General features: G+C 67.1%; 14 protein-coding genes. 9 read left to right on the plus strand and 5 right to left on the minus strand.

All coding sequences use genetic code 11. The features are described 5' to 3' along the window. Positions 1-9 precede the first annotated feature (9 nt). Positions 10-1,008, minus strand: a complete 999-nt coding sequence (locus tag NI2_RS18255; protein WP_067492272.1) for a sigma-70 family RNA polymerase sigma factor — start codon at positions 1,006-1,008, stop codon at positions 10-12. Positions 1,009-1,158: 150 nt separating this feature from the next. Between NI2_RS18255 and NI2_RS18260 the strand changes: the two genes are divergently transcribed. Further along, positions 1,159-1,575, plus strand: coding sequence for a VOC family protein (locus tag NI2_RS18260; RefSeq protein ID WP_067492273.1), 417 nt, complete (start codon positions 1,159-1,161; stop codon positions 1,573-1,575). A gap of 51 nt (positions 1,576-1,626) precedes the next feature. Here NI2_RS18260 and NI2_RS18265 read toward each other — a convergent pair whose 3' ends face one another. After that, on the minus strand, positions 1,627-2,409 hold the full coding sequence (locus NI2_RS18265; RefSeq protein WP_067492274.1) for a crotonase/enoyl-CoA hydratase family protein: 783 nt from the start codon (positions 2,407-2,409) through the stop codon (positions 1,627-1,629). 60 nt (positions 2,410-2,469) lie between these two features. On the opposite strand from NI2_RS18265, the gene NI2_RS18270 reads away from it, so the two are divergent. Continuing rightward, positions 2,470-4,113 (plus strand): acyl-CoA synthetase, encoded by a 1,644-nt coding sequence (locus tag NI2_RS18270; protein WP_067492275.1) that lies wholly within the window; start codon positions 2,470-2,472, stop codon positions 4,111-4,113. A gap of 142 nt (positions 4,114-4,255) precedes the next feature. On the opposite strand, the gene NI2_RS18275 is transcribed toward NI2_RS18270, so the two are convergent. Beyond that, positions 4,256-5,434 (minus strand): FAD-dependent monooxygenase, encoded by a 1,179-nt coding sequence (locus NI2_RS18275; RefSeq protein WP_067492276.1) that lies wholly within the window; start codon positions 5,432-5,434, stop codon positions 4,256-4,258. Positions 5,435-5,533: 99 nt separating this feature from the next. Between NI2_RS18275 and NI2_RS18280 the strand changes: the two genes are divergently transcribed. The 3 genes from NI2_RS18280 to NI2_RS18290 all read left to right on the plus strand — a co-directional run bounded on the left by NI2_RS18280 (position 5,534) and on the right by NI2_RS18290 (position 6,760). After that, on the plus strand, positions 5,534-6,121 hold the full coding sequence (locus NI2_RS18280; protein WP_067492277.1) for a TetR/AcrR family transcriptional regulator: 588 nt from the start codon (positions 5,534-5,536) through the stop codon (positions 6,119-6,121). A 73-nt stretch (positions 6,122-6,194) separates the two neighbouring features. After that, positions 6,195-6,392 carry a YlcI/YnfO family protein gene (locus NI2_RS18285; RefSeq protein ID WP_067492278.1) on the plus strand — a complete coding sequence of 66 codons (198 nt, stop codon included), beginning with the start codon at positions 6,195-6,197 and terminating at the stop codon, positions 6,390-6,392. Further along, a complete protein-coding gene (locus NI2_RS18290; RefSeq protein ID WP_067492279.1) occupies positions 6,392-6,760 on the plus strand; it encodes a type II toxin-antitoxin system death-on-curing family toxin in 369 nt (122 codons plus the stop codon). The genes NI2_RS18285 and NI2_RS18290 overlap by 1 nt, the downstream gene beginning before the upstream one ends. Before the next feature lie 18 nt (positions 6,761-6,778). Here the strand turns inward: NI2_RS18290 and NI2_RS18295 are convergent, their stop codons facing one another. Both NI2_RS18295 and NI2_RS18300 read right to left on the minus strand, forming a co-directional pair. Next, entirely contained in the window at positions 6,779-7,996 is a 1,218-nt protein-coding gene (locus tag NI2_RS18295; protein WP_067492280.1) for an acyl-CoA dehydrogenase family protein, read from the minus strand. Between the two features lie 23 nt (positions 7,997-8,019). Next, the gene (locus tag NI2_RS18300; RefSeq protein ID WP_067492311.1) at positions 8,020-9,213 is read right to left on the minus strand and encodes an acyl-CoA dehydrogenase family protein; all 1,194 of its coding nucleotides are present in this window, start codon (positions 9,211-9,213) and stop codon (positions 8,020-8,022) included. A gap of 157 nt (positions 9,214-9,370) precedes the next feature. On the opposite strand from NI2_RS18300, the gene NI2_RS18305 reads away from it, so the two are divergent. The 4 genes from NI2_RS18305 to NI2_RS18320 all read left to right on the plus strand — a co-directional run bounded on the left by NI2_RS18305 (position 9,371) and on the right by NI2_RS18320 (position 12,436). Continuing rightward, positions 9,371-9,559, plus strand: a complete 189-nt coding sequence (locus tag NI2_RS18305) for a ferredoxin (RefSeq protein WP_067492281.1) — start codon at positions 9,371-9,373, stop codon at positions 9,557-9,559. Between the two features lie 43 nt (positions 9,560-9,602). After that, positions 9,603-10,505 carry a 3-oxoacyl-ACP reductase gene (locus tag NI2_RS18310; RefSeq protein WP_067492282.1) on the plus strand — a complete coding sequence of 301 codons (903 nt, stop codon included), beginning with the start codon at positions 9,603-9,605 and terminating at the stop codon, positions 10,503-10,505. A gap of 310 nt (positions 10,506-10,815) precedes the next feature. Beyond that, complete coding sequence (locus tag NI2_RS18315) at positions 10,816-11,580, plus strand: MlaE family ABC transporter permease (protein ID WP_067492283.1); 765 nt, start codon at positions 10,816-10,818, stop codon at positions 11,578-11,580. 4 nt (positions 11,581-11,584) lie between these two features. Further along, on the plus strand, positions 11,585-12,436 hold the full coding sequence (locus NI2_RS18320; protein WP_067492284.1) for an MlaE family ABC transporter permease: 852 nt from the start codon (positions 11,585-11,587) through the stop codon (positions 12,434-12,436). Positions 12,437-12,438: the final 2 nt, after the last annotated feature.

A 12,438-nucleotide genomic window follows, 5' to 3' on the forward strand; every position in this document is an offset into this window, starting at 1 on the left:
GCCTGCCGCTCAGGCGGCTTCGCGCCACTCGGGCGGCAGGCCGAACAGCGGGAACAGGCGCTGGGTGTCGAGGAAGAAGTTGAGGCCGGCGATGGTGTCGCCCTCGAGTTCGAGCACCGTGATCGACCACGGCACCCAGACGCCGGGCTCCTCGCTCGGCTTGTAATGGCCGAACGCGGGCAGGCCGTTGGCGCCTTCCAGCGGGACCATCCGCGAATCGCGGCAGGCACTTCCGGTGCCGAGCATGAACGCCGCCACGTTCTCCGGACCGGAGATCCAGAGGTCGAAGGGCGGCATCGACAGCGCCACATCGGCTTTCAGCAAGGTGGTGAGCGCGTCCATGTCGTAGGCCTCGAAGGCCTTCACGAAATCGTCGACGAGCTTGCGCTGATCGGGGTCGGTGTCGTCGAAGCCGTCGGTGACGGTCGGCTGTACCTTCGACATCGTCGAGCGGGCGCGTTGCAGCGCGCTGTTCACCGACGCGGGCGACATCATCAGCGCCTCCGCGGTCTCGCTCGCCGAGAAGCGCAGCACCTCGCGCATGATCAGGATCGCGCGCTGGGTGGCGGGCAGATGCTGACACGCGGCGACGAACGCCAGACGCAAGGTGTCTTTGGTCGAGGCGTGCTCGGCCGGGTCGGCGCCGAAGGCGAGCGCGTTGGGGATCGGCTCGATCCACACGTAATCCGGCTGCGGCATCGGCAGCGGCGAATCCGGGCGGCCCGGGCCGTTCAGATCCATCGGTCTGGCTCGGCTCTGCGGGCGATCGAGCATGTCGAGACAGATGTTGGTGGCGATCTTGTAGAGCCACGAGCGAAGGCTCGCACGACCCTCGAAGGAATCGTAGGAGCGCCAGGCGCGCGTGAACGTCTCCTGCACCGCGTCCTCGGCCTCGAAGGAGGAGCCGAGCATGCGGTAGGCGTACGCGCACAACTCGCGCCGGTGGGTTTCGAATGCGGCGAGGACCTCGGGGTCCGGTCCGGTGGTTGCGGTTGTGGCGTCCGTCATGGTTTCACGATGCCACAGGGGTCCGACAGCCGACAGGGGACGAATCGGACTATCGAGATTTCGCGAATTTTCCGGTTCGGCGATGAATCCCCACGCGTCACAGCGTCTACATGAACGAGACCGCAACGACGCTCCGAAAGGCTGAAAACCATGAGCAGCAAGATGATCTTCATCAACCTCCCCGTCGCCGACCTCGACCGCTCCAAGGGGTTCTACGAGGCGCTCGGGTGGAAGGTCAACGAGGACTTCACCGACCAGAACGCGGCCTGCATCGTCGTCGACGACAACATCTGCCTCATGCTGCTGACCAAGGACTTCTTCACGACGTTCAGCAAGCGTCCCATCGCCGACACCGGCAGCCAGGTCGCCGCGGCTTACGCGCTGTCGCTGGGGAGCGCCGAGGAGGTCGACGCTCTCACCGACGCCGCCGTCGCCGCGGGTGCGCGCGAGGAAGTCAACGACGACAAGCGCGCCGAAGAGGCACAGGTCGGCATGCACGGCCGCACCTTCATCGACCCGGACGGCCACCAGTGGGAGCCGTTCTTCATGAATTACCCGGGGGCCTGAGCACCGTTGCCGAACAGGGCGCCGGGCACCTGCCCGGCGCCCTGTTCCGTGTCAGGAGCCGGTGAAGTTCGGCTTGCGCTTCTCGGCGAAGGCCCGGGGGCCTTCCTTGGCGTCGGCCGATTTGAAGACCTCGATGCCGATCTTCGCCTCGATGGGGAACGCCTCGTTCTCCGGCATGGCCTCGGTTTCGCGCAGGGTGCGCAGCATCGCCTGGACGGCGAGTGGGCCGTTGTCGGCGATCTGGCCTGCCAGGGCGAGGGCCTTGTCGAGGGCGGTGCCGTCAGGGACCACGTGGCCGATCAGGCCGATCTCCTTGGCCTCGGTGGCGGTGATGTGCCGGCCGGTCAGCAGCAGGTCGGCGGCCACGGTGTAGGGAATCTGGCGGGCCAGGCGCACGGCGGAACCGCCGAGCGGGAACAGGCCCCAGCGGGCCTCGGAGACGCCGAACTTGGCGCTTTCCCCGGCCACGCGCAGGTCGGTACCCTGCAGGATCTCGGTGCCCCCGGCGATGGCCGGGCCCTCGACCGCGGCGATGAGCGGCTTGCTCAGCCGCCGTCCCTTCAGCAGGGCCGGGAGGTAGGCCGGGTCCCAGCCGCCGCCCGCGGCGGTGTCGCCCGGATGCGACGAACTCATCGCCTTCAGGTCCATCCCCGCGCAGAACGCGCCGCCCGCGCCGGTCAGGACCGCGACGCGGATGTCGGGATCGCTGTCGACCTGGTCCCAGGCGTCGCGCATGATCGCCATCATCTCGCCGGACAGGGCGTTACGCGCCTCCGGACGGTTCATGGTGACGATGAGGACGTGGTCTCGCTTCTCGACCAGACAGTGGGCCATTTCGATGTCTCCTGACGTTCAGCCTTGTCAGAAACAGTAACACGTTCTATTTTTGTCTTTGTGAGCTACAACATAGCCGATCTCGTCGAACACGCCGTCGACCTGATGCCCGACCGGATCGTGCTGGTCGGCGAACATCGTGAGTCGACCTACGCCGAACTGGAGGAGCGGGCCAACAAATTGGCCCACTACCTGCTGGAACAGGGTGTACGTCCCGGCGACAAAGTCGGAATCTACAGCCGGAACACCGTGGAGGCCGTCGAAGCGATGGTCGCCGTCTTCAAGGCGCGGGCGGTGATGATCAACGTCAACTTCCGCTACGTCGAGAACGAGTTACTACACATCTTCGACAACTCGGACATGGTCGCCCTGATCCACGAGCGCCGCTACACCGACCGGGTGGCCGCGGTGCGCGACAAGGTGCCCGCCCTGAAGACGGTGATCGTCGTCGAGGACGGCACCGACACCCCGGCCGCGCCGGGAACGGTGGAATACGAAGCGGCCCTTGCCGATTCGTCCGGCGAGCGCGACTTCGGCGAACGTTCGCCCGACGACATCTACATGCTCTACACCGGCGGAACCACCGGCCTGCCCAAGGGCGTCATGTGGCGCCACGAGGACGTCTGGCGGGTACTCGGCGCCGGCATCAACTTCGTGACCGGCGAATACGTCAAGGACGAATGGGAGCTGGCCAAGGTCGGCGCCGCCAACCCGCAGATGGTGCGCTACCCGATCCCGCCGATGATCCACGGCGGCTCGCAGTGGGCCACCTTCCACAGCCTGTTCGGTGGCGGCAAGGCCGTGATGATCCCAGAATTCAGTGGGCATGGTGTCTGGCAGGCCGTCGACAAGCACGGCGTGAACCTGCTCTTCATCACCGGTGACGCGATGGCGCGCCCGATGCTCGACGCGCTCGCCGAGGGCAACCCGGAAACCGGTGAGCCCTACGACCTCTCGACGCTGTACGTGCTCGCCAGCAGCGCCGCGCTGTTCTCGCCCTCGCTCAAGGACAAGTTCCTCGAGGTACTGCCCAACCGGATGATCTCCGACTCCATCGGTTCCTCGGAGACCGGCTTCGGCGGTCTGGCGCTGGTAACCAAGGGCGCCACCCACACCGGTGGTCCGCGGGTGAAGATCGACGCGGCCACCCAGGTGCTCGACGAGGACGGCAAGCCGGTGGAGCCCGGTTCCGGCGTCGTCGGCATGCTCGCGCGCAGCGGCCACATCCCGCTCGGCTACTACAAGGACGAGGTGAAGTCGGCCGCGACCTTCAAGGAGTACAACGGGATTCGCTACGCCATCCCCGGCGACTACGCGCGCGTCGAGGAGGACGGCACCGTCACCATGCTCGGCCGTGGTTCGGTGAGCATCAACAGCGGTGGCGAGAAGATCTACCCCGAAGAGGTGGAGGGCGCGCTCAAGGCCCACCCCGAGATCTTCGACGCGCTCGTCGTGGGTGTGGAGGACGAGCGGTGGGGTCAGCGAGTGTGTGCCGTGGTCCAGTGTCGCGGTGACAAGCGCCCCACCCTCACCGAGCTGAGGCCGCTGCTCACCCAGGAGATCGCCTCCTACAAGCAGCCACGCAGCCTGTGGTTCGTCGACGAGATCAAGCGCTCGCCCGCCGGTAAGCCCGATTACCGCTGGGCCAAGGAGCAGACCGACGCCCGTCCCGCCGATGAGCACGCCGACGCAGGCGCCTCCTGAGCTGACACCATCGAATCGGCCCGCCCAGCATCTCGCTGAGCGGGCCGATTCGCGTCTACCGGGCCTTCGCCACCGCTGGACATGTGATCACCACGCTCTGGTGGCGGCCTCTCGGGCTTTGCCGCCACCAGAACGTGGTGGCTCAGCGGGCGCGGAGTTCGGCGAGTTGGTAGGCGAGCCGGGTGCGGACGGCGGGGATTCGGGTGAGGACGCGCATGGCGGTGTTGCGGAGGGCGCGGGCGGGGGTGGAGCCGAGGGTGGCCATTTTCGTCATGCGATCGGTGAAGGCTACGACTTCGGTCGCGATGGGCCTACGGGTCGTTTCGTAGGTGTCGAGCAGGGAATCCGACTCGCCCGCCGCGACTTTCGCGAGCAGGGTGCCGAGCAGGGCGGCGTCCTGGATGCCGGTGTTCATGCCCTGTCCGCCCGCGGGGCTGTGGACGTGGGCGGCGTCGCCCGCGAGCAGGACACGCCCGGCGCGGTACCGGTCGGCGACGCGGTGGTGCACGCGGAAGCGTGAGCTCCACAGGACCTCGTCGACGCGGACCTCGCCCGCCGGGCCGCGGGCGTCGAGGACGGCCTGGATGTCCGCGCGCGTGGGGTGTTCGGGTGCCTCGTCCACAGTGGCGACCACGCGGTAGCGCTCGCCGTCCGCGTCGGGGAGCGGGGCGACGACGGTGACGCCTTCGGGTGAAAGGTGTAGGGATACCTCGCTACGCGGGGACGGCCAGGTCATCCGGACGTCGGCGAGGACGAACGAGGCGGGGTAGGTGTCGCCGGTGAAGCCGATGCCCGCCTGCTCGCGGACCACACTGTGCATACCGTCGGTGCCGACCACGTAGTCGGCCGCGATGCTGCCCGGTGTGCCGTCGGCGTTCACGTATTCGACGGTGGCGGAGTCCTTTTCGTTCCGGACCGCGGTCACCGTGATCGGGCGGTGCACCCGCCCGCCCGCCTTGTGGAGGCGAGCGAGCAGGACACGCTCGGTGACATCCTGGGGGACCATCAGGGTGTAGGGGAACGCGGTCGGCAGGCCACCGAATTCGATGGTGGCCAGGGTCTTCGGGCCGTCGTGCACCTTGAAGGTCGGCACCTCGATGCCGAGTCCGACGAGTTCGTCGGCGATACCGAGCTCGTCGAGCACCTCGAGTGTCCTGGCGTGTACCACGGCGGCGCGAGAAGTGTTGGCGCCCTCGGCGAGACGGTCGATGAGCACGTGCTCGACGCCCGCTTCGGCGAGCACGATCGCGGTGGTGAGGCCGGCGGGGCCCGCGCCGACGATGACTACGGAAGTGGTTGCGGGGAGGGTGGTGGCGGCCATTTCGACTCCTGGTCAACGGATGTTTGCCAACGCTTGTAGGCATAACGGTAGACCCAGGGGCGCTAGAAAGTCAACAGCTGTTGGCCTACAATCGTTGGCATGTCATCCGCACAGCAAGAGCAGCCGGTCCGACGCTCCGATGCCACCCGCGCGGCCATCCTCGCCGCTGCCCGCGCCCGCTTCGCCGCCGACGGCTACGCCAAGGCCACCATCCGCGCCATCGCCGCCGACGCCGACATCGACCCATCGATGGTGATGCGCTACTTCGGTTCCAAGGACGGCCTCTTCGCCGCCGCGGCCCAGATCGACCTCGACCTCCCCGACCTCGGTGCCGCCGACCCGAACACGTTGGGGGAGCTGCTGATCCGCCGCTTCCTCACCATCTGGGAGGACAGCGACAACACCGTCCTGCTGATCCTGCTGCGCACCTCGATCACCGACGACGCGGTAGCCGAGCGAGTCCGCGAAATCTTCGCCGCCCAGGTCCTCCCCGCGGTCCTGCGCTTCGGCGATCCGGCCGACGCCCCGCGCCGGGCCGGATTGATCGTCACCCAACTCCTCGGCCTGGCCCTGTGCCGCTACATCCTGCGCATCCCACCGGTCGTGCAGATGCGCTCCGGGAGCCTTGTCGCCGATATCGGACCGGTAATTCAGCAGTACTTGGACTCGGGCAACTCCGGTCCCTGACCAGCTCCGCAGCGGGTTGCTCAGGCGGAGAAATTCCTGGTAGTACGCGGTACCGCCCGGTACCATACTGGCTATGGCGGGTCTCAATGTGCGGTTTTCCGACGACGAACTGGACGCTCTGCGGCAGCGCGCCGAGGCGGAAGGGCGCAGCATGCAGCAATTCGCGCACGATGCCGTCATCGCTGCGATCAACGAGCGCTCACGGTTGTTCAACGAAGCCGCAGATCACGTGCTGAGGGCAAGTGAAGAGCTGAATCGCAGACTCGCCTGATGCAGTTTTTGACGCTGTCCGAGCTGATCGCTTTGGCGAGGCGTCTGGGAACGCTGGATGTCCGGGACTACGGCTTGCTGGATTCGGCGCTGGCGCGGCCGCAGTCGAGCGTCTTCGGCCAAGACGCCTACCCTGACGTCTGGCAGAAGGCCGCCGCGCTGATGGAGTCGCTCGCACGAAATCACGGCTTGGTCGACGGGAACAAGAGGCTCGCGTGGTATGCGACGTGGGTCTTCTTGCACCTCAACGGGTATCCGCTGGATGAAGCGTTCGACGTGGACCGTGCCGAGCAATTCGTACTCGACGTATGCCAGGGCAACCTCGAAGTGCCCGCCATCGCAAAGGAACTCGTCTACTTCGCTGGGTAGGCGGGCACGGACCATGGGTTATCCCGCCAGTTGCGAGCCGAGGGCGAGGAGGTGGGGGGTCGCGCCGCCGAGGGCGAATTCGTGGTGCTTGGCGGCGGTGAAGTAGTTGTGGGTGATGTGATCGCGGTCGATGCCGAGGCCGCCGTGGACGTGGACGACGGTGTGGGCGACCTTGTGGCCCGCTTCTGCTGCCCAGAACTTGGCGATGTGTACCGCTTCGGTGGCGGGCAGGCCCTCGGACAGGCGCCAGGCCGCCTGGGTGACGGTGAGGCGGAGGCCGCCGATGTCGATGTAGGCGTCGGCCAGGCGCTGGGCCACCGACTGGAAGGAGCCGATGGCCTTGCCGAACTGTTCGCGGGTGCGGGTGTGCTCGGCGGTGATGTCGAGTGCGCGTTCCAGGGTGCCGAGCTGCAGGGCGGAGAGGCCGAGCCAGGCGCGCTCGCGCAGCCAGGTGAGGATGTCGGCGCCGGCTTCCACGGTGCCGAGCAGTTCGGCCGGGGTATTCGCGAACTCGACGAGGAATTCGGGGGACAGGTCGACGACCTGCTGCGGCGTCACCGCGGCATTCGCCGGGTCGACCAGGAATACCGCCACGGTGCCGGCAGCCGAGTCATTGCCGGAGATCAACGCGGGGACCAGGATTCGCTCCGCCCGGTCCGCGTACGGGACGGTCGTCGCGACGCCGGTCAATGTCCATGCGGCGCCGGTGCCGCGCGAAGGCGAAGCGCCACCGGCTGAATCGGTGGCCGAGATACCGGCAGCGGTCGGGTTGCTGCTCGCCGGATCGGCCGCGGAGGCGGGGCTGTCGGCAGAGGCGGGAGTCGCGGTGATCCCGGGTGCACCGATCGGATCGTGCAGTGACGCCGACAGAGCCGCCGTCAGCACCACCTCACCCGCCCCTGCGCGCTGTGCCAGCGCGTGCTGGTCCGCCTCGCCGAACCGCGCGAGCGCACCCGCACCGAGCACGATCGACCACAGGTACGGCACCGCGGCAACGCAGCGGCCGAGTTCGCGCAGGACAGCGGACTGCTCGAGCTCGCCGAAATCGCTGCCGCCCAGCGCGTCCGGCAGTGCGGCAGCGAGCACGCCGGTTTCGGCGAGCGCCTTCCAGAGCTGCTCGTCGAAGCGGCCCGGTGTGTCGAGCTCACGCAGCCGATCGGCGGTGACGAGTTTGGCGCAGACCTCGCCGGTGAGGCGGGCGAGGTCGGTCTGGGCTTCGGTAGGGGTGAAATCCATGGCGGTTTACCGGCTTTCGTGGATCAGCGGGCGGCGGCGGGCTGGCGCAGGGCGGTCATGGCGATGATGTCGCGCTGCACCTCGTTGGTGCCGCCGCCGAAGGTGAGGATCAGGGCGGCGCGGTGCATCCGCTCCAGCCTGCCGAGCAGTACCGCACCGGGGGAGTCCTGGCGCAGGTAGGCGTCGGCGCCGACCACTTCCATCAGCAGCCGGTAGGCCTCGGTGGCCAGCTCGGTGCCGTACACCTTGCACGCCGAGGCATCCCACGGACGCGGCGCGGCCTCGCCGCCCTGGTCGGCGCGGCTGGCGATCTCCCAGTTCAGCAGCTTCAGATATTCGACCTTGGCATGTACGCGGGCCAGATTCAGCCGTGCCCATTCCTGGTCGATCACGCGAGAACCGTCGGGCAGCAGCGTGTCGCGGGCCCACGCCGTCGTCTGCGCCACCGCGAGCGACAGCGGCCCGGCCGAAGTGAGAGCGACCCGCTCGTGGTTGAGCTGGTTGGTGATCAGCGACCAGCCGCCGTTCTCCGGGCCGACCATCGACGACGCGGGCACGCGAACATCCTGGTAGTAGGTGGCGCTGGTGTCGGGCCCGGCCATGGTGTGCACCGGTGTCCAGGAGAAGCCCTCGGCGGAGGTCGGCACGATGAACATGCTGATCCCCTTGTGCTTCTTGGCAGCGGGGTCGGTGCGCACGGCCAGCCAGATGTAGTCGGCGTAGGCGATGAGGCTGGTCCACATCTTCTGGCCGTTGATGACGAAGTCGTCGCCGTCGCGCACCGCGGCGGTGCGCAGCGAGGCCAGGTCGGTCCCCGCGCCCGGCTCGGAATAGCCGATCGCGAAGTGCAGCTCACCGGCGGCGATGCGGGGCAGGAAGAACTTCTTCTGCTCCTCGGTGCCGTACTGCATGATGGTCGGCGCCACCGAGTTGAGCGTCAGGAACGGGACGGGCGCACCCGCGATGGCGGCCTCTTCCACGAAGATCAGCTGATCCATGGTGGTCCGGTCCTGGCCGCCGTACTCCTTGGGCCAGCTCAGCGTGAGCCAGCCGTCGCGGCCCATCTGACGCACCACCTCGCGGTATACGTCGCCCTCGCCGTACTCGCCGGTCTGCAGGCTCAGCGCCTTCTTGCGCTCCGGTGTCATGAGCCCGGCGAAATACGCGCGCAGCTCGGCGCGCAATTCTTCCTGCTGCGGCGTGTACGCGACGCGCATGCTTCCCACCTCGGTGTCGAACTCCAGCTTCGGTGAGCCGATCATTGCACAGCAACTGGAACATGTTCCAGTATTGACAGTGAATCGGTGCCGGTTCCGCCGCGCGAGGTATGCCATCCGGGTTACTCTCGCCGAGACCGTCTGGAAGGAAGATCCCATGAAGATCATCGTCGATTTCGACCGCTGCGAAGCGAATGGCGTGTGCGTCGGAATCGCCCCTGACATGTTCGAACTCGATGACGACGATCAGCTGACCGTCGCCGAGGGTGATGTCGCCGCCGACCGCGTCGCCGACGCGGAGGAGGCAGTGGCGCAGTGCCCGAAGGCCGCGCTGAGATTGGCGTAATCACCTCTTGTCGTATGGTGAAACACGTTCTAGAGTCGGCCCGATGAGTGTGATGCAGACTTCACTGGAGGGCCGGGTCGCCATCGTGACCGGTGCGGGCGCGGGTCTCGGCCGGGCCGAGGCGCTCGCGCTGGCCTCGGCGGGCGCGGCGGTGGTCGTCAACGACCTCACCGAGGACGCGGCCGCCGAAACGATCGCCGCAATACGCGAACTCGGCGGAAAAGCGGAATTCGTCGGTGGAAGTATCGCCGAACGTGCCACTGCCGACGCGCTCGTCGCCACCGCGCGGGAATCGCTCGGGGGCCTCGATATCGTTGTCAACAATGCGGGTATTACGCGCGATCGCATGCTGTTCAACATGTCCGACGAAGACTGGGACGCGGTACTCGCCGTTCATCTGCGCGGCCATTTTCTTTTATCGCGCAATGCTTGCTCGTATTGGCGAACGGCCGCCAAAGCGGCGGGCGAACCGGTGTACGGGCGGTTGATCAATACCTCCTCCGAGGCCGGTCTGCTCGGTCCGGAAGGCCAGGCGAACTACGGTGCGGCCAAGGCGGGCATCACTGCACTCACCCTTTCGGCGGCGCGCGGATTGTCGCGCTACGGCGTGCGGGCCAACGCGATCTGCCCGCGTGCGCGCACGGCCATGACCGAGGCTGTTTTCTCCGAGGCGCCCGAGGGGCAGGTCGACCCGCTGGCTCCCGAACATGTCGCGAAACTGGTCGCCTACCTGGCCTCACCCGCGGCCGACGAGGTGAACGGGCAGGTCTTCGTGGTCTACGGCCCGATGGTCGCGCTGATGGCGCCGCCGACGGTCGAGCAGCGCTTCGACGCCGCGGGCGAACAGTGGGCCGAGGACGATCTCGCCTCGACCCTGCGGCAGTACTTCGCGGGCCGCCCGGCCGATCACACTTTCTCGGCGCGAGCGCTTCGCGATCTCGGCTGAGGTTGCCCGATGTTGGCCGGGCGGAAAGTCGCCGTCCCGGCTCGCCGCAGATCTGTTGTACGCCGGTCCAGGTATTGGTAGACATGGACGTCGGCATGTGTGGTGTCTCACAGGAGGTCTGGGTGAAGCGGTCAGGAGTCGTTTCAGTTCGGACGGCATTTTCCGGGAAAAACTCCTGGTACAAGTCTCCGGAAATCGCAGACATTCGCGAGAACGTGTTCTAGTCTTTGGGCAGTCTTCAGATCGGGGTGGCGGTGAGGTACGGAAACGCGGACGCCATGGTCCGCCCGTCTAACGAGGAGGATTGCCGGTGAACGACCTCCTTGCTGTCCCGTTGCGGGCAGTCGGCGGATTCTTCGAACTCGGCGCGGAAGTGGCACGAGCCGCCTTCCGCAGGCCGTTCCAATGGCGTGAGTTCGTCGACCAGTCCTGGTTCGTCGCCCGCGTCTCCATCCTGCCGACGCTGCTGGTGGCGATCCCGTTCACCGTGCTCGTCGTCTTCACCCTCAACATCCTGTTGCGCGAGATCGGTGCCGCCGACCTCAGCGGGGCGGCCGCCGCGTTCGGCGCCGTCACGCAGGTCGGCCCGATCGTCACGGTGCTGATCGTGGCCGGAGCGGGCGCGACAGCGATCTGCGCCGACCTCGGCGCCCGCACCATTCGCGAGGAGATCGACGCGATGAAGGTGCTCGGCATCGACCCGGTGAGCCGGCTGGTCGTGCCGCGCGTGCTCGCCTCGATGTTCGTGGCGCTGATGCTCAACAGCCTGGTGTGCACGGTCGGCATCGTCGGTGGCTTCGCGTTCTCGGTGTTTCTGCAAGGCGTGAATCCCGGTGCTTTCGTCAACGGCATTCCGCTGCTCACCAATCTGCCCGAGCTGATCATCTCCGAAATCAAGGCGGGCCTGTTCGGGCTCATCGCCGGAATGGTCGCCTGTTATCTCGGGCTGCAGGTGAAAGGCGGGCCCAAGAGTGTTGGCGACGCCGTGAACCAGACCGTCGTGTTCGCCTTCATGGCGCTGTTCGTGGTGAATGTCGTCGTCACCGCGATCGGCCTGAAATTCACGGTGCGGTGAACACATGGCCTTCGTAGTTCGTTCCAAATTCCCGCGGGCGGTCCGTCGTTACGAGCGGGCGTCCAAAGCGCTGGACTCCCTCGGTGACAAGGCGATCTTCTTCGTCAAGGCACTCGGCTCGGTACCGCGCGCACTTGTGCACTACCGCACCGAGACCATCCGGCTCATCGCCGAGATCAGCATGGGCAGTGGCGCTCTCGCCGTGATCGGCGGCACCGTGGTCATCGTCGGCTTCCTGACGCTGATGGCGGGCGGCACCATCGCGGTGCAGGGTTACAGCTCGCTCGGCAATATCGGCGTCGAGGCGCTCACCGGCTTCTTCGCCGCCTTCATCAATGTGCGCATCGCGGCGCCGGTGATCTCCGGTATCGGCCTGGCCGCGACCATCGGCGCGGGCGCGACCGCCCAGCTCGGCGCCATGCGCGTGGCCGAAGAGATCGACGCGCTGGAATCGATGGCGATCCGGCCGGTGCCGTTCCTGGTGGGAACCCGGGTGCTTGCGGGCATGATCGCGATCGTGCCGCTCTACGCCCTGGCGGTGATCGCCTCGTTCATCGCCAGCCGCTTCGCCACCGTGGTGATCTACGGGCAGTCGGCGGGCGTCTATGACCACTACTTCTCGACCTTCCTCATCCCCAGCGACATCCTGTGGTCGTTCGCGCAGGCGATGGTGATGGCCCTGGCCGTGATGCTGATCCACACCTACTACGGCTTCCACGCCGCGGGCGGTCCGGTCGGCGTCGGTGTGGCGGTCGGTAACGCGGTGCGGGCCTCGCTGGTCGCGGTCGTCACGGTGACGCTGCTGATCTCGCTGGCCATCTACGGCACCTCCGGCAACTTCCACCTCTCGGGATAGCG

Origin of the sequence: Nocardia ignorata NBRC 108230 (assembly GCF_001612905.1) — a bacterium.
Taxonomy (GTDB): domain Bacteria; phylum Actinomycetota; class Actinomycetes; order Mycobacteriales; family Mycobacteriaceae; genus Nocardia; species Nocardia ignorata.

Bases quoted from the DNA above. Each gene is read 5' to 3' on its own strand.
- NI2_RS18255 (WP_067492272.1), bottom strand. From the start codon at position 1,008: ATGACGGACGCCACAACCGCAACCACCGGACCGGACCCCGAGGTCCTC.
- NI2_RS18260 (WP_067492273.1), top strand. From the start codon at position 1,159: ATGAGCAGCAAGATGATCTTCATCAACCTCCCCGTCGCCGACCTCGAC.
- NI2_RS18265 (WP_067492274.1), bottom strand. From the start codon at position 2,409: ATGGCCCACTGTCTGGTCGAGAAGCGAGACCACGTCCTCATCGTCACC.
- NI2_RS18275 (WP_067492276.1), bottom strand. From the start codon at position 5,434: ATGGCCGCCACCACCCTCCCCGCAACCACTTCCGTAGTCATCGTCGGC.
- NI2_RS18280 (WP_067492277.1), top strand. From the start codon at position 5,534: ATGTCATCCGCACAGCAAGAGCAGCCGGTCCGACGCTCCGATGCCACC.
- NI2_RS18285 (WP_067492278.1), top strand. From the start codon at position 6,195: ATGGCGGGTCTCAATGTGCGGTTTTCCGACGACGAACTGGACGCTCTG.
- NI2_RS18290 (WP_067492279.1), top strand. From the start codon at position 6,392: ATGCAGTTTTTGACGCTGTCCGAGCTGATCGCTTTGGCGAGGCGTCTG.
- NI2_RS18295 (WP_067492280.1), bottom strand. From the start codon at position 7,996: ATGGATTTCACCCCTACCGAAGCCCAGACCGACCTCGCCCGCCTCACC.
- NI2_RS18300 (WP_067492311.1), bottom strand. From the start codon at position 9,213: ATGCGCGTCGCGTACACGCCGCAGCAGGAAGAATTGCGCGCCGAGCTG.
- NI2_RS18305 (WP_067492281.1), top strand. From the start codon at position 9,371: ATGAAGATCATCGTCGATTTCGACCGCTGCGAAGCGAATGGCGTGTGC.
- NI2_RS18310 (WP_067492282.1), top strand. From the start codon at position 9,603: ATGAGTGTGATGCAGACTTCACTGGAGGGCCGGGTCGCCATCGTGACC.
- NI2_RS18320 (WP_067492284.1), top strand. From the start codon at position 11,585: ATGGCCTTCGTAGTTCGTTCCAAATTCCCGCGGGCGGTCCGTCGTTAC.